Annotated in this window: 15 protein-coding genes; 5 read left to right on the top strand and 10 right to left on the bottom strand. The window is 64.8% G+C overall.

Features of this window, described 5'->3' with window-relative positions:
- Positions 1 to 10: 10 nt before the first annotated feature.
- The 4 genes from AC0L3S_RS09655 to ggt all read right to left on the bottom strand — a co-directional run bounded on the left by AC0L3S_RS09655 (position 11) and on the right by ggt (position 5696).
- A complete protein-coding gene (locus tag AC0L3S_RS09655) occupies positions 11 to 2302 on the bottom strand; it encodes a xanthine dehydrogenase family protein molybdopterin-binding subunit (protein WP_473278899.1) in 2292 nt (763 codons plus the stop codon).
- Between the two features lie 2 nt (positions 2303 to 2304).
- Entirely contained in the window at positions 2305 to 3321 is a 1017-nt protein-coding gene (locus AC0L3S_RS09650; RefSeq protein ID WP_473278898.1) for an FAD binding domain-containing protein, read from the bottom strand.
- Between the two features lie 4 nt (positions 3322 to 3325).
- Positions 3326 to 3940 carry a (2Fe-2S)-binding protein gene (locus AC0L3S_RS09645; RefSeq protein WP_473278897.1) on the bottom strand — a complete coding sequence of 205 codons (615 nt, stop codon included), beginning with the start codon at positions 3938 to 3940 and terminating at the stop codon, positions 3326 to 3328.
- Between the two features lie 169 nt (positions 3941 to 4109).
- A complete protein-coding gene (ggt, locus tag AC0L3S_RS09640) occupies positions 4110 to 5696 on the bottom strand; it encodes a gamma-glutamyltransferase (RefSeq protein ID WP_473278896.1) in 1587 nt (528 codons plus the stop codon).
- A gap of 184 nt (positions 5697 to 5880) precedes the next feature.
- Here ggt and trhO point away from each other — a divergent pair, with 184 nt between their 5' ends.
- Positions 5881 to 6663 carry an oxygen-dependent tRNA uridine(34) hydroxylase TrhO gene (gene trhO / locus AC0L3S_RS09635; RefSeq protein WP_473278895.1) on the top strand — a complete coding sequence of 261 codons (783 nt, stop codon included), beginning with the start codon at positions 5881 to 5883 and terminating at the stop codon, positions 6661 to 6663.
- Positions 6653 to 6871: a SlyX family protein gene (locus AC0L3S_RS09630; protein ID WP_007606917.1), complete on the top strand. Its 219-nt coding sequence runs from the start codon at positions 6653 to 6655 to the stop codon at positions 6869 to 6871. The genes trhO and AC0L3S_RS09630 overlap by 11 nt, the downstream gene beginning before the upstream one ends.
- Before the next feature lie 6 nt (positions 6872 to 6877).
- On the opposite strand, the gene AC0L3S_RS09625 is transcribed toward AC0L3S_RS09630, so the two are convergent.
- Both AC0L3S_RS09625 and AC0L3S_RS09620 read right to left on the bottom strand, forming a co-directional pair.
- A complete protein-coding gene (locus tag AC0L3S_RS09625) occupies positions 6878 to 8782 on the bottom strand; it encodes a sensor domain-containing diguanylate cyclase (RefSeq protein ID WP_473278894.1) in 1905 nt (634 codons plus the stop codon).
- 171 nt (positions 8783 to 8953) lie between these two features.
- The gene (locus AC0L3S_RS09620; protein WP_473278893.1) at positions 8954 to 9169 is read right to left on the bottom strand and encodes a hypothetical protein; all 216 of its coding nucleotides are present in this window, start codon (positions 9167 to 9169) and stop codon (positions 8954 to 8956) included.
- 110 nt (positions 9170 to 9279) lie between these two features.
- Here AC0L3S_RS09620 and hemE point away from each other — a divergent pair, with 110 nt between their 5' ends.
- Positions 9280 to 10314 (top strand): uroporphyrinogen decarboxylase, encoded by a 1035-nt coding sequence (hemE, locus tag AC0L3S_RS09615; protein ID WP_473278892.1) that lies wholly within the window; start codon positions 9280 to 9282, stop codon positions 10312 to 10314.
- 204 nt (positions 10315 to 10518) lie between these two features.
- Here the strand turns inward: hemE and hemC are convergent, their stop codons facing one another.
- The 3 genes from hemC to AC0L3S_RS09600 are packed head-to-tail and all read right to left on the bottom strand — an operon-like array spanning position 10519 to position 13794.
- Complete coding sequence (gene hemC, locus AC0L3S_RS09610) at positions 10519 to 11499, bottom strand: hydroxymethylbilane synthase (RefSeq protein WP_473278891.1); 981 nt, start codon at positions 11497 to 11499, stop codon at positions 10519 to 10521.
- Positions 11500 to 11524: 25 nt separating this feature from the next.
- A complete protein-coding gene (locus AC0L3S_RS09605; RefSeq protein WP_473278890.1) occupies positions 11525 to 13150 on the bottom strand; it encodes a GMC family oxidoreductase in 1626 nt (541 codons plus the stop codon).
- A 53-nt stretch (positions 13151 to 13203) separates the two neighbouring features.
- Positions 13204 to 13794 carry a TetR/AcrR family transcriptional regulator gene (locus tag AC0L3S_RS09600; protein WP_354057384.1) on the bottom strand — a complete coding sequence of 197 codons (591 nt, stop codon included), beginning with the start codon at positions 13792 to 13794 and terminating at the stop codon, positions 13204 to 13206.
- 101 nt (positions 13795 to 13895) lie between these two features.
- On the opposite strand from AC0L3S_RS09600, the gene AC0L3S_RS09595 reads away from it, so the two are divergent.
- On the top strand, positions 13896 to 14261 hold the full coding sequence (locus tag AC0L3S_RS09595; RefSeq protein WP_473278889.1) for a nuclear transport factor 2 family protein: 366 nt from the start codon (positions 13896 to 13898) through the stop codon (positions 14259 to 14261).
- A gap of 327 nt (positions 14262 to 14588) precedes the next feature.
- On the top strand, positions 14589 to 16556 hold the full coding sequence (locus AC0L3S_RS09590; protein ID WP_473278888.1) for a putative bifunctional diguanylate cyclase/phosphodiesterase: 1968 nt from the start codon (positions 14589 to 14591) through the stop codon (positions 16554 to 16556).
- A 17-nt stretch (positions 16557 to 16573) separates the two neighbouring features.
- Here AC0L3S_RS09590 and AC0L3S_RS09585 read toward each other — a convergent pair whose 3' ends face one another.
- Positions 16574 to 17626, bottom strand: a complete 1053-nt coding sequence (locus tag AC0L3S_RS09585; protein WP_473278887.1) for a SphA family protein — start codon at positions 17624 to 17626, stop codon at positions 16574 to 16576.
- Between the last annotated feature and the right edge of the window lie 170 nt (positions 17627 to 17796).

Genomic DNA, 17796 nt, shown 5'->3' with positions numbered 1-17796 from the left:
TTTCCACCCCTCACACCTCGATATTTTCCAGCCGCACGGGGAGCTTGCGAATACGCTGGCCCGTGGCGTGATAGATCGCATTGCAGATCGCCGCATTGGTGCCGACATTGGCGAGCTCGCCGAGGCCCTTCACGCCTGCCGGGTTGATGTGATCGTCCTGCTCGGAGAGCAGCAACACCTCGACACCGGGCACGTCGGCATTCACGGGCACGAGATAGTCGGCAAAATTGTCGTTGACGTAGCGCGCATTGCGCTCGTCGATCTCGGTGGCTTCCAGCAGCGCCGAGGACATGCCCCAGATCAGGCCGCCCATGAGCTGGCTGCGCGCCGTGCGCGGGTTCATGATGCGGCCCGCCGCGAACGCTCCCACCAGCCGGGGGCAGCGAATTTCATGGGTAAAGCGATTGACGCGGACTTCGACGAACTCGGCGCCGAAGGCGTAGGCGATCTTGTCCTTCATCTGATGGCCACCGACGAGCCGCGCGTGCCCGCTGTGCATCGCCGTGAAGGAATCCAGCGGCGCGCCTTCGGGCTTCCACTCGCCGTATTCCTCGACGATACCGACGCCGAGCGCGTCGAAGGCCTTCTCAAGATCGAGAGGACGATCGCTCTGCGCCGCCTGCGTGCTCGGCGCCTGGCTGATGCCGACAGTCTCCTTGGCCTTGTCGGCGAGGCTGTTGCTTGGCATCACGGCCTTGAACAGCCTTTGACGAATCCGGTCGCACACCATCATCACCGCCGAGCAGGTGCTGGCAGTCGAGTTCGAACCGCCGGCAACAGGCGCCGGCGGCAGATCGCTGTCACCCAGGAAGACCGCGACCTTCTCCAAGGGCACGCCGAGCCGTTCGGCCGCGGTCTGAGCGATCACGGTATACGCACCGGTGCCGATCTCGTGACCGGCGATCTCGACCCGGGTACGGCCGTCGCGCTGGAGGCGAACGCGCGCGGCAGAAGGCGCCATCTGCGTCGGATAGCAGGTGGCGGCACAGCCATAGCCGACCAGCCAATCGCCATCCGACATCGATTTCGGCTGCGGCGAACGCTGCGACCAGCCGAACGCCTTCGCGGCCTCGTCGAAGCACGCCATCAATGACCGCGAGGTATAGGGCTTGCCGCCGATCGGCTCCATGGTGGTGTCGTTGATGCGGCGGAGCTCGACCGGGTCCATGTTCAGCTTCACCGCAAGCTCGTCCATCGCGCTCTCCAGCGCGAAGAGATACGGAACCTCCGGCGGGGAGCGCATGAAGCCCGGCGTGTTGCGGTCGGCGCGCACGATCGACACCAGACTGGCGACGTTCGGGCAGGCATAGAGCCGCGTCGTGGTCTTGGTGCCGCCGACGCAATAGGCATCGGGACGCGACGAAACCTCCGCGCCGTCATGCCTCAAAGCCACCAGCTTGCCGTCCCGACCAGCACCGAGCCTGATCTCATGGCGCGTCTCGGCGCGGTAGGTGGCGATGGTGAAGCCCTGGTCGCGGGTCGGCACCAGCTTGATCGGCCGGTTCAGGCGTTTGGCAATGCCTGCGATGATGGCGGTGCGGGGCGTCATCGAGCCGCGCGACCCAAAGCCGCCGCCGACATAGGGATTGACGACGCGGACCTTGTCGGCGTCGATGCCGAGCTGCTCGGCGACGCCGTTCTTCAGGCCATAGACATATTGGCTGCCCTCATAGATGACGAGCTCGTCGCCCATCCAGGCGCAGCTCGTCGTAAACAGCTCCATCGGATTGTGGTGCTGGGTCGGCGTTTCATAGGAGGCGGTGAGCTTGACCTCGGCCGCGTCGAACGCCTTGGCGAAATCGCCGACCTCCGGGTCTTCCTTGAACTGTGCGTTCTGTCCCTTTGCCGCTGCCGTGGTGGTCCCCGTCGACTCGAAGCTCGCACTCGGCGCTACGGCCGTGTAGCTGACCTTGACGCGATTGGCGGCTTCGCGCGCCGCCTCGTAACTCTCGGCGATGACGACGGCGATGATCTGGCCGTCATGGGCGATGTCGGCCGATTTCAGCGGCTGGATCGTGGTGCCGGCATAGCCGCCATTGCTGAACAGTTTCGATTCTTTCAGCTTCGGAGCGCTCTCGTGCGTGACGATGTCGATTACGCCGCGGACCTGCCTGGCATCGTCGAGATCGAAACTGTCGATGCGGCCCTTGGCGACGCCGCTCGTGACCAGGAATGCGTAGGCTGGATTGTCGAGCGGCATGTCGGATGCATATGTCGCCCGGCCCGTGACCTTTGCGGCCGCGTCATAGCGCGGCACCGGCCGGCCCATGTTTGCTTTCGGCTCGGGAGCTGCAGCGGTCATGATCAGATCTCCATCGTTACGGCCTGCTGGAGCGCGCGCGCCACCACGCGCTTGCCGAGCGCGATCTTGAAGCCGTTGTGACGGCGGCCCTTGGCGTCGGCAAAGGCGGCATCGGCCACACGCTGCGCCAGACCGTCGTCGAATTTCTGTCCCTTCAGCATCGCCTCCGCCTCGCGCGCCCGCCACGGCACGGTGGCGACGCCGCCGAGCGCGACACGCGCGTCCCTGATCGTGCCATCCTGCACGTCGAGCGCGACCGCAGCCGACGACAGCGCGAACTCGTAGGACTGCCGGTCGCGCGCCTTGAGATACACCGAGCGCGGCCAGCGGCCGTGAACGGAAAACGCAGAGATCAGCTCACCGGGCTGAAGCGTGGTCTTGATCTCGGGCGTCCTGCCGGGCGCCTTGTGCAACTCCGCGAACGGCAGGTTGCGCGTGCCGGACCTGCCGGTGATTTCGACCATCGCATCGAGCGCGATCAGCGCCTGGGCAAAATCACCGGGATAGGTCGCGATGCACTGATCGGACGTGCCGAGCACCGCATGCATGCGATTGACGCCATCCATGGCGGCACAGCCCGAGCCAGGATTGCGCTTGTTGCAATTCTCATAGGAGACATCACGGAAATAGCTGCAACGCGTTCGCTGCATCACGTTGCCGCCGAGCGTCGCCATGTTGCGCAGCTGGGCGCTGGCGGCGAGCTTCAGGGAATTCGCGATCACCGGATAGTTGCGTTGGATCTCGGCATGCGCGGCCACGTCGGACATCTTCGCCAGCGCGCCGAGCCGCAAGCCGTCACTGCCGAGCTCGATCGCCGACCAGCTGCGCGCAAGCGGATTGATATCGACGATCGCGGCGGGCCGCATCACGTCGAGCTTCATCAGGTCGATCAGCGTGGTGCCGCCCGCGAGCGGCTGTACCGTAGCCTTGGTCAGCGGATTGTTCGCAGCCGCGGCAGCGCCGAGCGCCTGCACCGCCATGTCCGGGTCTGTTGCCCTTTGATACGAAAACGGTCGCATGCGCCTAGCCTTTCATGATCTCGGGCGCGGCCTGCTTCACGGCAGCGACGATGTTGGGATAGGCGGCGCAGCGGCAGATGTTGCCGCTCATGTATTCGCGGATGTCGGCCTCGCTGCCCGCATGCCCCTCCTTGACGCAGGCCACGGCGGACATGATCTGGCCCGGCGTACAATAGCCGCATTGGAACGCGTCGTTGTCGACGAAGGCCTGCTGCATCGGATGCAGATGATCGTCGGTGGCAAGACCCTCGATCGTCGTGATCTCCTGCCCCTCGGCCGCGAGCGCGAGCGTCAAGCACGACACCACGCGTCGATCGTCGATCAGCACCGTACAGGCACCACATTGGCCGTGGTCGCAGCCCTTTTTGCTGCCGGTGAGCTTGAGATGCTCCCGCAGCGCGTCGAGCACCGTTGTGCGCGCGTCGATGCACAGCCGCTTATCCTTGCCATTGACCCGCAGCGTGACATCGACGGGAAGCGCCGGATCCTGGGCGGCCGGCATGCTCGCATCCTGCGCGGCCGCACGCGCCGTCATGGGGACCAGCGCACTGCCGGCGGCGCCCGCGATGAAGGCGCGCCGATCGAATCCGGACGGTCCGGAACCTGGTTTTTCCGACATGGGAGGGCCTCCGCCGCTTCGGGCAAGCAGCGCACGCCTGCACCGCTCATCGGCCCTTAACCTGAAGCAATGAACTCCGTTCCGAACGAGAAAGGGCGACGCAGCAAATGCCGCGCCGCCCTTTCGTCAACTTTTCCTGATCTTGCGCGGGGAACCCCGTGCGCGGTGGTCAGTACCCGAGCGCGCAACCGTCCTTGCGCGGATCGGAACCGCCGGTGAGCGTGCCCTTGTCCCAGTCGATCCAGATCGCCTGCGCGCCGCCGAGCGGACCGACGACGCTGGTGGTCTTGTGGCCGAGTTTCTTCAGGCCTTCGGCGATCTCGGCCGGCACGCTGTCCTCGAGCTGGTACTGGCCCTCGTAATGCAGGCCGCGCGGCATATCGATCGCCTCCTGCACGTCGCAGCCATAATCGAGGATGTTGGTCACCACATGGGTCTGGCCAACCGGCTGATACTGTCCGCCCATCACCGCGAACGGCATCACGGAACGGCCGCCCTTGGTGAGCAGGCTCGGCATGATCGTGTGCAGCGGGCGCTTGCCGCCGGCGATGCAATTCGGATGGCCGGGCTGGATGCGGAAGCCGCCGGCGCGGTTCTGGAGCAGAACCCCGGTCTTGTTCGAGACGATGGCCGAGCCGAAGGAATGCGCGACCGAGTTGATGAACGAGCAGACGTTGCGGTCCTTGTCCACGACGGTGATGTAGATGGTCGAGGGATTCATCGGCGGCGCGACGTTCGGCAGGTCGAGCATGCCGTCCATGCGGATCTTGTCGATGTGCTCGTTGCAGTATTCCTTGGCGAGGATCTTGGCGACCTCGACCTGCATATGCTCGGGATCGGCGACATGCAGCTCGCGGTGCATGTAGGCGATGCGCGCGGCCTCGGCTTCGAGGTGGAAACGCTCGACGCTGAGAGGCGCGTATTTGGTCAGGTCGAACCGCGACAGGATGTTCAACATCAGCAGCATGGTGAGGCCCGGTCCGTTCGGCGGGCACTGCCAGACGTCGTAGCCCTTGTACATGGTGCCGATCGGCGTCGTCGTTTCGGTGGTATGCGCGGCGAAATCGTCGAGCGTGTGCAGGCCGCCGATTCCGCGCAGGGTCTCCACCATGTCTTCCGCGATCGGGCCCTTGTAGAAGGCGTCGCGGCCGTCCTTGGCGATCGCCCGCAGCGTCTTGCCGAGCTCGGCCTGGCGGATGACGTCGCCGGCCACCGGCGGCTTACCGTGCGGCAACAGATACCGCTCCGTGTTGGTGCCACCCTTCAGCTTCTCGAACTGGTTCTTCCAGTCGAAGGCGATGCGAGGGGCGACGACATAGCCTTCCTCGGCGGCCTTGATCGCAGGCTGAAGCAGCCGGTCGAAGCCGAACTTGCCGTGATCGCGCAAGACGGTCGCAAAGGCGTCGATCACGCCGGGAATCGAGACCGCATGCGCCGAGGTCAGCGGCACGGAGTTGATCTTGCGCTCGAGATACCAGTCGGCGTTCGCCGCCTTCGGGGCGCGGCCGGAGCCGTTATAGGCGATGATCTTGCCCTCACCGCGCGGCTGGATCAGCGCAAAGCAGTCGCCGCCGATGCCGGTCGATTGCGGCTCGATCACTCCGAGAATGGCCGAGCCCGCGACGGCCGCGTCCACCGCCGTGCCGCCCTCGCGCAGCACCTCGATCGCGGCGAGCGACGCCTGCGGATGCGAGGTCGCCACCATCGCGTTGGTGGCGTGGACCGTGGACCTGCCGGGGAAATGGAAGTTTCTCATCGAATTCTTGCTCTCGTTGGCGTCTGGCGCGGATGGCGTGTCGTTTCGGAAAAGTCGGGCCTACATGACACATTCCGGCCCGCCGGGGCAATGCTGGCATGCCAGGGAAATGGCTGCCATCCGTTGGGAATAGAGCTGCTCGTTGCGGGTTTTCCGGGCACGCTGCGCCTGCTAAACGGGCGCCATGATTTACAAGGTCGCCGCCTTCTACCAATTCGCCGCCCTGCCCGATTACCGCGAGCTGCGCGAGCCGTTGCGCGCGTTCTGCGCCGGCCTGGCGCTGAAGGGCAGCGTGCTGCTCGCGCAGGAGGGCATCAACGGCACGGTCGCGGGCCCGGGCGAGGCGATCGACGCCCTCACCCATGAGCTCGCGCACGGCGACATGTTCAGCGGCAGGTTGAACGATCTCGAACTGAAGTTCTCGACCGCCGAGACGATGCCATTCGGCCGGCTCAAGGTGCGGCTGAAAAAGGAGATCGTCACGCTCGGTGACGAAACCGCCGATCCGACGCGGCAGGTCGGCACCTATGTCGATGCGAGCGAATGGAACGCGCTGATCGCGGCGCCCGACACGCTGGTGCTCGACACCAGGAACGCCTTCGAGGTGGCGATGGGGACGTTCGACGGCGCGCTCGACCCCGGCATCAGGAGCTTTGGCCAATTCAAAGATTTTGCGGCCGAGCAGCTCGATCCGGCCAAACACCGCAAAATCGCTATGTTCTGCACCGGCGGCATCCGCTGCGAGAAGGCGAGCGCGCACCTGCTCGCGCGCGGCTTTGCCGAGGTCTATCAACTCAAGGGCGGCATTCTCAAATATCTGGAAGAGGTGCCGGAGGCCGAGAGCCGCTGGCGCGGCGAATGCTTCGTGTTCGACGAGCGCGTCGCGCTCGGCCATGGTTTGCAGCAACTTGGTTTGCAAGAATGTAAATTGCGCGAACGGGACAAGGACGCGGCACGTGACGAATGAGATCAAGACGCTCGGCGAGCGCATCGACACGCTGGAGACCCGCCTCGCCTATCAGGACGACGCGATCGAGACGCTGAACCAGACCATCACCGCGCAGTGGAAGCAGATCGACGCGCTGACGCGGAGGATCGCGGAGCTCGGCGAGCGGCTGCAGGAGGCCGAGGCGAATGCGCCGGGAGCCGCCAATGAGCGTCCGCCGCACTATTGAGCGGGGTTACTGACCGGACGCCTTGAGCAGGAGGTTGCTCACCTCGCCCGACATCATCAGCCGGTTGCGCCCGGCCTCCTTGGCGGCATAGAGCGCCTGGTCGGCCGCCTCGATCAGCGAGACCACGCCGGCCGTGCGCTCCAGCGCCGGCCGGCAGGCAGCACCGCCGAGCGAAGCGGTGACGCAGCCAGCCGCATGGTTGCTGGTGTGGACGAGGCCCGCATCGCGGATCGCCCGTCGAATCCGGTCGCCGATCAGGGCGCAGCCGGCAGCGTCGGTGTTCGGCAACAGCATGGCGAACTCCTCGCCGCCGTAGCGCGCCGCCAGATCGCCGGAACGATGCATCTCTGCGGCGATGATCTGCGCCACCTGCCGGAGGCAGGCATCGCCCGCGGGATGGCCGTATTCGTCGTTGTATGACTTGAAGTGGTCGACGTCGATCATCAGCAAAGAGAGGCTGGAGCGCTCGCGATAGGCACGCGCCCACTCCTCCTTCACTCGTTCATCGAAGCGGCGGCGATTGGCAAGCCCGGTGAGGCTGTCCTCGATCGCGAGCGTTTCGAGCCGGGTCTCGAGCTTCTTCTGCTCGGTGATGTCCCGCGAGATCGCGACCACGCCGTCGACGCGGCCATTCTCCTTGCGGGTCACCCGCATGGTCGATTCGAGCCAGACTTCGGCATTCTGCCGGTGCGCGTTGCGATAGGTGACGCGCACCTCCTCCTTCTCGCCGCGTTTCATGGCGTCGACGAGAGCCTGCACCTGCGGCCGGTCGTCCGCGTGAACGCCGGCGAGCGCGAGGGTCCCGATCAGCTGATTGGCGCGCCAGCCGACGACGCCAATCGACGACGGCGAGACATAGCGCAACCGCTCGTCGAGGCCGATCCGCGTCACCATGTCGCTGGAGCCTTCGGCAAGAAGTCGGAAATGCGCTTCCTTCTCGACCAGCGCGGCCGCCATGCTCTGGCCCCGTTGCAACTGCCGCACCAGCACCGCACCGATAATCGCGATCAGCATGACCAGCGCGAGCACGTAGAGCATGCGAGAGGTCGCCGCAGCACGCCAGGGCGCCAGCAGTTCGGCCTTATCGACGGTGGCGAGCAGGACCAGCGGATACCGGCCAGAGCGCTTGAAGAAGCTGACGCGTTCGGCGCCGTCGAGCGGCGACTTGAAATGATAGGCGCCGCCCGGCCGCTGCAGGCCGGCGTCACGAAACAGCGGCGTATCGGCAACGCTGCGGCCGACGAACCTGTCGTTGCTGGGGTTGCGCGCGATGATCAGGCCGTCGCCGTGCGTCAACGCCACCGAGCTGTTGCGGCCGATCTCGAACTGTTCGTAGAAATGCGAGAGATAGTTGGAGCTGATGGTCGCGAGCACCACGCCGCCGAAGCTGCCGTCGGGCTTGTTGAACCGCCGCGACAAGGTGACGACCCATTCGCCGTCGAGCAGGCTCTTCACGGGACGGCCGACATGGGGCTCCCGTTTCGGCGAGAGCTGGTGATAACGGAAGAACGCGTCGTCGTTGAGAGTCGAGCCGATCGTGCCAGGCGAGGTCAACCAGTTGCCGTGTTCGTCGATGATGGCGAGGCTGTGGATGCGCTCTATTGCCTTCTTGCGCGCCTCCAGCAGGGTTCTGAGCTTGGCGATCGTGGCCGGCTCGGCGCCGTCCATCTCCAGCCGGCTGACGACGCCGACGACGCCTGAATCCAGCAGATCGAGGCTGTCCTCGGCATGCTGCGTCAGCGAGCGAGCAACATTCGCCATCTCGGTCTCGGCACCCTTGAGCACCGCGTCGCGGGCCGCCCATTCCCGCCAGCCGCTGACGCCGAGGATGGCCACGCAGGTCAGCGCGACGAACGCAGCCGCTCGCAGCGGCAGGCGGCTCCATCCGGCTCTTTGGGTCACAGCGCTCATGCAGCAGAAATCTCCGATCTCCGGAACTTCTGCTGCTTCTGTTATTGAACTCTGAAACGCCGGGATAAATATGCAGTGATGTTGCCGGTTTCCCGTAGTCGTACGTACGCCGGAATCGGCGCATCGCTAACAAGGCATTAGCAAACCTATCGGAATCCGGCGCTCCCCGCCTTAGCTGAAGATGGCCTTAACCTTGTCCCAGAGCGAGGGATTGTCGGCCTCAGCATCGGCCTTCGAGGGCGTCGGCTGGGCGGCACTCACGGGATCGGACGCAGGGAAGGTATCTTTCAGGCCGGCGTCGAGCTTGGCGTGGCGGTCGGCGGCGAGCGCTTGGTGCAGGTCGTCGGCGTGCTTGTCATGCGGCGCGGGGTTGAATGTCTCAGCCATGGTCTCGTCCTCCGTTGGCTGGTCAACGCGGCCCAATTGCGCTTGGTTCCCCTGTTCCGCTTCGGGCCATGGCGGTGTATCAGGAGCCCTAACCATCTTCAGGACCGTTCGTGCCCCAGTCTGCGACAAAACCCTTCATCGACGTCCTCTCCGGCCAGCGGCAGGTCATTCCGCCGGTCTGGATGATGCGGCAGGCCGGCCGTTACTTGCCGGAATATCGCGAGGTGCGCGCCAGGGCCGGCGGCTTCCTCGACCTCTGCTTCAACCCGGAGCTTGCCGCCGAGGTGACGCTGCAACCGATCCGGAGGTTCGGCTTCGACGCGGCGATCATCTTCTCCGACATCCTGGTGATCCCCTATGCGCTCGGTCGTTCCGTGCGCTTCGAGGTCGGCGAGGGTCCGCGGCTCGAACCGCTGGATGATCCCGCCAAGGTCGCGACACTGGCGAAGCAAGCCGATTTCGGCAAGCTCGCACCCGTGTTCGAGGCGCTCAAGATCGTGCGCGGGGCGCTCGATCCCAAGATCGCACTGATCGGCTTCTGCGGCGCGCCGTGGACGGTGGCGACCTACATGGTCGCCGGCCAGGGCACGCCCGACCAGGCGCCGGCGCGGATGATGGCCTACCGGCATCCGGAGGCGTTCGCTGAGATCATCGACGTGCTGGTCGAGAACTCGATCGAATATCTGCTGGCACAGCTTGCGGCCGGCGCGAACGCCTTGCAGATCTTCGACACCTGGGCCGGCGTGCTCCCATCCGCCGAGTTCGCGCGCTGGTCGATTGAGCCGACGCGGCGCATCGTCGAAGGCGTGCGCGCCAAGGTGCCGGACGCGAAGATCATCGGCTTTCCGCGCGGTGCCGGTGCGCAACTGCCCGGGTTCGTCGAGGCGACCGGCGTCAACGCGGTCAGCATCGACTGGACCGCGGAGCCGGCCTTCATCCGCGAGCGCGTGCAGAGCAAGGTTGCGGTTCAGGGCAATCTCGATCCGCTGGTGCTGATCACAGGCGGCGCCGCGCTCGACCGCGCGGTCGACAACACGCTGGCGAATTTTGCGCAAGGGCGGTTCATCTTCAATCTCGGCCACGGCATCCAGCCGGAGACGCCGATCGCCCATGTCGAGCAGATGCTGAAGCGGGTGCGGGGCTGATTTATTTTGCGCCCTGGGGAGCGGGAAAACAAAAAAGCGCGAAAACAACCCCATGCACAGTAGAGAGGCCACGCCCGATCAATGACTTAGGGCGGACGGAAATCAGGTGCGCCGTCATCACATCAGGTCGCGCCAACATTTGACCCGTCGGGCAAAACAGGCGCATGATGCGATCATCGCACCTATGCCCGCCTCGCGGCCGACTTAGCTCGGCCGGCTGCGCTCGATGATCTCGGCGGCGCCCCTGGCCAGCAGATCCAGTCCTACCGCACGGCCGAGTTCGCGGGGACGATTGGCAGGACCCGAACGCAAGGCTTCAATGATGGTGTTGCCGGAGAGATCGAGCACGGACGCGGTGAGCGACATCTGATCGCCCGCAATGGTCGAAAAGCCCGCCACCGGCGAATTGCAATGGCCGTTCAGCACCCACAGCACTTCGCGCTCGGCATCGGCGCAGGCGTGCGCAGCGGGATCGTCGATCGATGCGAGGATGCGACGCGTCTGCCAGTCCTGTGCCGCGCATTCGACGGCGACGATGCCCTGCCCCGCTGCCGGGAGCATTTCCGCTGCGGAGAATTCGTAGCCGATGCGATGGGAAAGCCCGACGCGGTCGAGGCCGGACCGCGCCATGATGAGCGCATCCGCAGGCCCCACCGCGTCGCCATCCGGCAGGCGCTGCTTCTCGCCATAGTCGAGTTTTCGCACGCGGGTGTCGGCGGCGCCGCGGAAGTGGATGATCTCGACGTCGGCAAACAATCGCCGCGCATAGGCGGCGCGGCGGACGGCGTTGGTGCCGATCTTGAAACCCTTGCCACGCGATTGGCGCAATGCCTCCAGCGTCACGCCGTTGCGCAGCACCAGCGCGTCGTTGGGAGGATCGCGCGAGAGCGTGGCGCCGATCACGAGGCCGGGCGTGTCTTCGTTGCCGGGCATGTCCTTCAGCGAATGCATCGCCGCCTGGAGTTCGCCCGACAGCACGGCGGCGCGGATCTGCGCCACGAAGGCACCGCCCTTGCCACCATGGGGCAACAGCTTGCTGGTCTGGTCGAGATCGCCCGTGGTGTCGAACTTGACGATCTCGACGTCGAGATCGGGCATGGCGGCGGTCAGGCGGCGCGCGATCTCTTCCGTCTGTGCCAGCGCCATCGCGCTCTTGCGTGTGCCGATCTTGAATCGCGTAGCCAAGCCCAAATCCTCTCAAGACGCGAGTTTACCGCGCATCCTCCAATATCATGTCGGAGGCCTTTTCGGCGATCATGATGATCGGCGCGTTGGTGTTCCCCGACACGAGATCGGGCATGATCGAGCCGTCGACGATTCGGAGGCCTTCGAGGCCCCTCACCTTCAGCCGCTGATCGACCACCGCGAGCGCATCATTGCCCATACGACAGGTCGAGGTCGGATGGTAGATGGTGCTGCCCCGCTCACGGCAATAATCCAGCAGCTCGGCATCCGTGGACACCTTCGCTCCGGGATCGTATTCGTCGACCACGAACGGCTTCAGCGCCGGTGCATGCAATATCTTGCGCAGGATCTTCAGGCCTTCCACGTTGGTGGAGCGGTCGGTCTCGGTCGACATGTAGTTGATGCGGATCTCCGGCGGCACTGTCGGGTCAGCGCTCTTGATGCGCAAGGACCCGCGGCTTTCGGGACGGAGTTGGCATACCGACGCCGTGAAGCCGGAGAAACCATGCAGCTTCTCGCCCATCTTGTCGGTCGAGAACGGCAGGAAATGGACCTGGATGTCCGGCGAGGCCAGCCGCGGACTGGTCTTGAAGAAGGCGCCCGCCGTGCCGGCCGCGATCGTCAGCCAACCTTTGCGGAACAGCGCATAGCGCGCACCGGCCATGGTGCGGCGGAGCGGATGATTGACGGTGTCGTTGAGCGTGATCTTCTGCGAGCAGCGCATCACGATACGAACCTGCATGTGGTCCTGGAGATCGTGCCCGACGCCCGGCGCGTCCAGCACGACATCGATGCCGTGCTTGCGGAGGAGGTCGCCGGGTCCGACCCCGGAGAGCTGGAGCAGCTGCGGCGAGTTGTAGGCGCCGCTCGACAGCACGACCTCCTTGCGCGCACGGGCGCGGCGCAGCGTGGCGCCCTGACGGTACTCAACGCCGACCGCGCGGCGGCCCTCGAACAGCACGCGCTGGCCGAGCGCGCCAGTCTCGATCTTGAGATTGCCGCGGGCCTTGGCGGGGCCGAGATAGGCCACCGCCGTCGAGGCGCGGCGGCCGTTGCGGGTCGTGGTCTGAAACAGGCCGACGCCTTCCTGCGTGGCGCCGTTGAAATCAGGATTGTAGGGCAGACCGGTCTCGACCGCGGCGTCCATGAAGGCCTTCGACAGCGGATCGGTCACCACCATGTTGGACACCGGCAGCGGGCCGCCGCTGCCGTGATATTGATCGGCGCCGCGCGACTGGTTCTCGGCCTTCTTGAAATAGGGCAGCACGTCGTCATAGCCCCAGCCGGCGTTGCCGCGCTGACGCCATCTGTCGTAATCCTCGTGCTGACCGCGGACATAGAGCAGGCCGTTGATCGAGCTCGATCCGCCCAGCGTCTTGCCGCGCGGCTGGAACACCTGACGGCCCTTCAGCTCGGGCTCCGGCTCGGTCTGGTACATCCAGTTGACGGTTTTTTCCTTGAACAGCTTGCCGTAGCCGAGCGGCACGTGGATCCAGATGTTGGAATCTTTCGGGCCTGCCTCGAGCAGCAGCACGCTGTGCTTGCCGTTCGCCGACAGCCGGTTGGCGAGCACGCAGCCGGCAGAGCCGGCACCGACGATGATGTAGTCGAATTCAGGATCGGAGGGCGTCAGGGAGGAAGTTGCGTTCATGCGCTACTGTTCTTTTTGTTGGTGTGGGCGTTTCCAATCATCACTTAGCACGATCATGCAGCGACGCGCAGCGCCTCGACCAGCGACCTGAACGCACGGGCATATTCCGCACCCGCCCTTGCGATATCGGCGCGTCCGGCGCAGGCGACCGCCGCTTCCGTGACCGCGCCGAGCAGCAGCCGGGCCAGCGGCTCGACCGGCTGCCGCGCGATCAGGCCGGCCTCCATCGCCGCCGCAATCGCACGCGGCAGCTTGCCGCCGAAATGTCTGGCGTCGATCTCGCGCCAGCGCTCCCAGCCGAGCACGGCCGGGCCGTCGCGCAGGATGATCTGGCCGGTCGGGCCCTTGGCGGTCGCGGCGAAATAATGCTGGGTGCCTGCGACCATCGCGGCAAGCACGTCCTTCTCGGCGCGGGCCGTGCTGTCGATCTCGGCGACGAGGTCGCGCGAGACCTGGTCGAACACCGCTTCGAACACCGCCTCCTTGGTCTTGAAGTGATGATAGACCGCGCCCTTGGCAACGTGGGCGGCTTCGGCGATCTCGTCCATCGTCGTCGCGGCAAAGCCTTGCGTCCCGAACAGGCGGCGCGCCGCCGTCAGGATCGCCTCCGATGTCGCAGCCCGCCGCTCCGCCTGTTTCGCCATGGCTCTGCTGTAGTCGAAACGGGCCAGGACAGCCAGTTGACTTTTCGACCGCCGGTCGGTATTTACCGACTATAAGTCGGTTTTACTCGTGAGGTGCGCCCATGCCGAGCCGTGATGTCGTCGAAGCTTTTGCCAAACGATTGGAGGACGGGGATTTCGTCGGAGCGATCCTCGACTATTACACGCCGGACGCCGCCACCTATGAAAACCAGGCCGAACCTCTGGTCGGACGCGACAAGCTCGCGGCCAAGGAGCGCGGCGTGCTGGCAGCCTCTAGGGAGGTCAAGGCGGTGCGCATCGGGCCAAGCCTGATCGAAGGCGACCATGTCGCGACGCGCTGGAGATTCAGCTTCACCAATGCCGAGGGCATCATCCGAACGTTGGACGAGATCGCATGGCAGACATGGCGGGACGATCAGTTGATCGAAGAACGGTTCTATTACGATCCGAAGCAGTTGGGGCGGTGATGCCTAAAGCACAGCTGTCATCGCCCGCGAAGGCGGGCGATCCAGTATTCCAGAGACGGCAGTGATTCCTCGATAGGCTGCGGCGTACTGGATGCCCCGCCTTCGCGGGGCATGACAGCGGAGTTGGTAGTGAGCATGCTCCTGCCGCGACGACGATGACGACCGCGCCTCGCATTTGTATCGATTTGTTATCGATACAATATCGCGAACACGCAGAAGTGGTCACAGCAATCGTCGCAAGCTCAGATAATTCATAGTTCGTCAAAGGTTTGCAGCGAATTCTCCGGACCGGGCCGGACAAGCGGCCCATGCTGCTAGGCTCTGGGAATGCGGACTCAAACGACCAGCTATTTCGCGCGGCTGTTCGCCGGCGATCTGTCGGCCTTTGGCGGTCCCGTAACCGACGAAGCCGTCGCGGGCCATATCCGCGCCGAACAGATGTCGCTGGTGCTCGGCTATTCGGTCGGCATCATGCTGGCCAATGCCTGCAACGCCGGCGTGCTCGTCGTCGCGCTGTGGCATTCGCCGGACTTGAAGCTGGCCTTGATCTGGGCCGCCATCGTGGCGGGCGCCGCGATCGCGTTCGGCCTGCAATCCCATGCCGCGCGCCGCATCACCAAACCACAATTCGTCTCGCGCCGGGCCATGCATCGGCTGGTGCGCAATGCCTTTCTCCTCGGCGCCGGCTGGGGCACCGTTCCGGTCGCATTCTTCGCCGATGCCTCAACGGGCGGGCAGCTCGTCATCACCTGCCTCTGTTCGGGGATGCTGGCCGGCGGCGCGCTGGCCTTCGCCACGATCCCGATCGCCGCGATCGCATTCACGGCCCCGATCTTCGCTGGCATCGCGATCTGCCTCGGCAGGAATGGCGATCCGGCGTTTCTGCTGATCGCCTTCCTGGTGGTGGTCTACGGATCGGTGCTGCTGCGCAGCGTGTTCGTCAATTCGATCGCGTTCGCACGGCGCGTGATGCGGCAGATCGAGGCCGAACGTACGGTGCGGCAGGACCCGCTGACGCATCTGCCCAATCGCGTCGCGTTCAACGAAACGCTCGATGCAGCCTTGAAGCGGCTCGCTCTGTCCGGCGAGGAATTCGCGGTCTTTCTGCTCGATCTCGATCGTTTCAAGGAGGTCAACGACAAGTTCGGCCATCCCGCCGGCGACGAGTTTCTGGTCCAGATCGCGAGTCGCCTGCAACGCTGCACCCGCGCGGCCGAGCATGTCGCGCGCATCGGCGGCGACGAGTTCGCGCTGGTAATGGCCAATCTGGCGCGGCCGGAGGATGCGCTCGAGATCGCCGAGCGCTTCGTCGCGGCCTTCGACGAACCGTTCCAGATCGAGGGCCGCCAGATCGTCGGCGCGACCAGCGTCGGCATCGTGCTGGCGCCGCGTGACGGCAGCACGCAACTCGACATCATGAAGAACGCCGACACCGCACTCTACCGCGCCAAGAAGGCCGGACCCGGCACGGTGTGTTTCTTCGAGGAAGCCGACGACCGCTCGTCACGCGACCGCAAGGCGCTGCAATTGGATCTGGAAGGCGCCATCGCCAGGGACGAAATGTTCCTGGTCTTTCAGCCCTTTCTCGACCTCGGCGGCAACCGCATCACCGGCTTCGAGGCGCTGCTGCGTTGGCAGCATCCCCAGCGCCGACTGGTGCCGCCGAGCGAGTTCATTCCGATCGCCGAGGAAACCGGTCTGATCCACGAGATCGGCGAATGGGTCGTCCGCCGCGCCTGCGCGACGGTTGCCGAGTGGCCCGAAGAGATCAGGGTCGCCGTGAATTTCTCGGCCGCGCAATTTCACAACAACGGCCTGCTCCAGGTCATCGTGCAGGCGCTCGCGGACGCGAAGATCGCCCCGCACCGGCTCGAGATCGAGATCGAGATCACGGAATCGATGCTGCTGTCGAAATACGCCTCCGCCGCGTCCGTCCTCAACGCGCTGCTGGAGCTCGGCGTCACCGTGGCGCTCGACGATTTCGGCACCGGCTTCTCCTCGCTGACCTACCTGCGCAAGCTGCCGTTCAGCCGCATCAAGATCGACCAGTCCTTCATCCGCGACATGCTGGTGCAGCCGGACTGCGCCGCAATCGTGAAATCGGTGATTGGGCTCGCGCGCGACCTGCGCATCGGCGTGGTCGCGGAAGGTGTCGAGACCGCCGACCAGCTCGAATATCTGCGCCAGATCGGTTGCGACGAAGTCCAGGGTTATCTCATCAGCCGGCCGGTGTCGGCGGATGGCGTTCTGGCGCTGCTTGATCCGAAGAAGCTGCGGGCGACCTACGCGGCGTAGGCGAGCTGGCACGAGGTTTATTTCACAACCAGATGCTTCGTGGGTGCTATGGCGGCAGGCGCGGACGGGGAAATGGTGAACGTCAGCCAAGTATTCCATCCTGACGGACGGTTGGCTGCACCGAATTCGCCGTATCCCCTCAGACCAAGGAAGCCCTGCATGTCTGCGACCGGGAAGCTGTACCCGATTTGCGGACCGACACCGAAAACGCGTGACCTGAAACCACCGAGGATCGGGTTCTGGCCGGAATCGTCGGTGATTTGCTGGTAGGCGTAGCCGACAATGCCGACGAAAAGCTGCTTCGTTAGGTAGTGCGATGCGCCCCAGTCGAAGTGGAAATCGATGCCGCTCCGGTACTGGGTGTCGGGATTCCTGAAATTGTAGGTCAGGCCGGCGACGCCCGAGATTTCGTTTCCTGCCGCCGGGTCGAAATAGGTATAGCCGCCCCCAATGTCGATCGCGCCGTGCCCGAGCCCGATATTGGGAATCCGCGTCGGATCATAGTCGCCGACGGGAACATTGCCCGTGACGTAAGCCATGTAATTGTCGACGCCATGGTTCCATAGCAGTTCCGCGAACGGTGCGAGGTCGCCGTAGGAGGTAAGCGATCCTTCCAGCATTCCGGTGCGCGTCACCACAATCGGTCCGGCTATCGCAGTCAGCGTTCCGGCGATACTGGTGGCGGCTCTGCCGTACTGGCCCGATATGCCTACGACCAACTGACCGCCAAGCACCGCCGTCGCGAATGTATACGATGGCGTAAGGGCGACCAGATCGGCCCGCCCGCTCAGACTCAGATTCAAATTAACATTGACGTTCGCGGGGATTTTGCCGGCCAGGATCTCTTTGGCTGCAGCAGCACTCCCAGCGGTGGCGACGCTGGAATGGTAATCGATCACGCTGAGCGCCCAGCCCGGTGTCTGCTGCATGGCGGCGAGACTCGCAAACTGACCCGGAAACCAGAATGAGCTACCGCCCTGGTCGGCATGCGAAACATCAGCGCAAAGCACGAGAGCAGCCACCGTTGTCGCATAGTTGATGGCGCAGCTTCCCGGCTTGTTTGATCTCATTGCAAACCTCTGGGCGGCATTTGCAACCAGTGGCGGGCTACTGCAAAGCGCCCCGCGAACCGCGGAGCCTTAAGTTACGACGGGCATCCAATACTAGTGTCCTGAGTCACAAGTTCGCAATCATAGATTCGCAGTAGATTCGCGTCGCCGTGCCAAGGATGGAGGCTGCA

Source organism: Bradyrhizobium sp. Ken01, from assembly GCF_055807355.1.
Note: the sequence above shows the minus strand (reverse complement) of the source record. Positions and strands in the feature narration are given on the sequence as shown.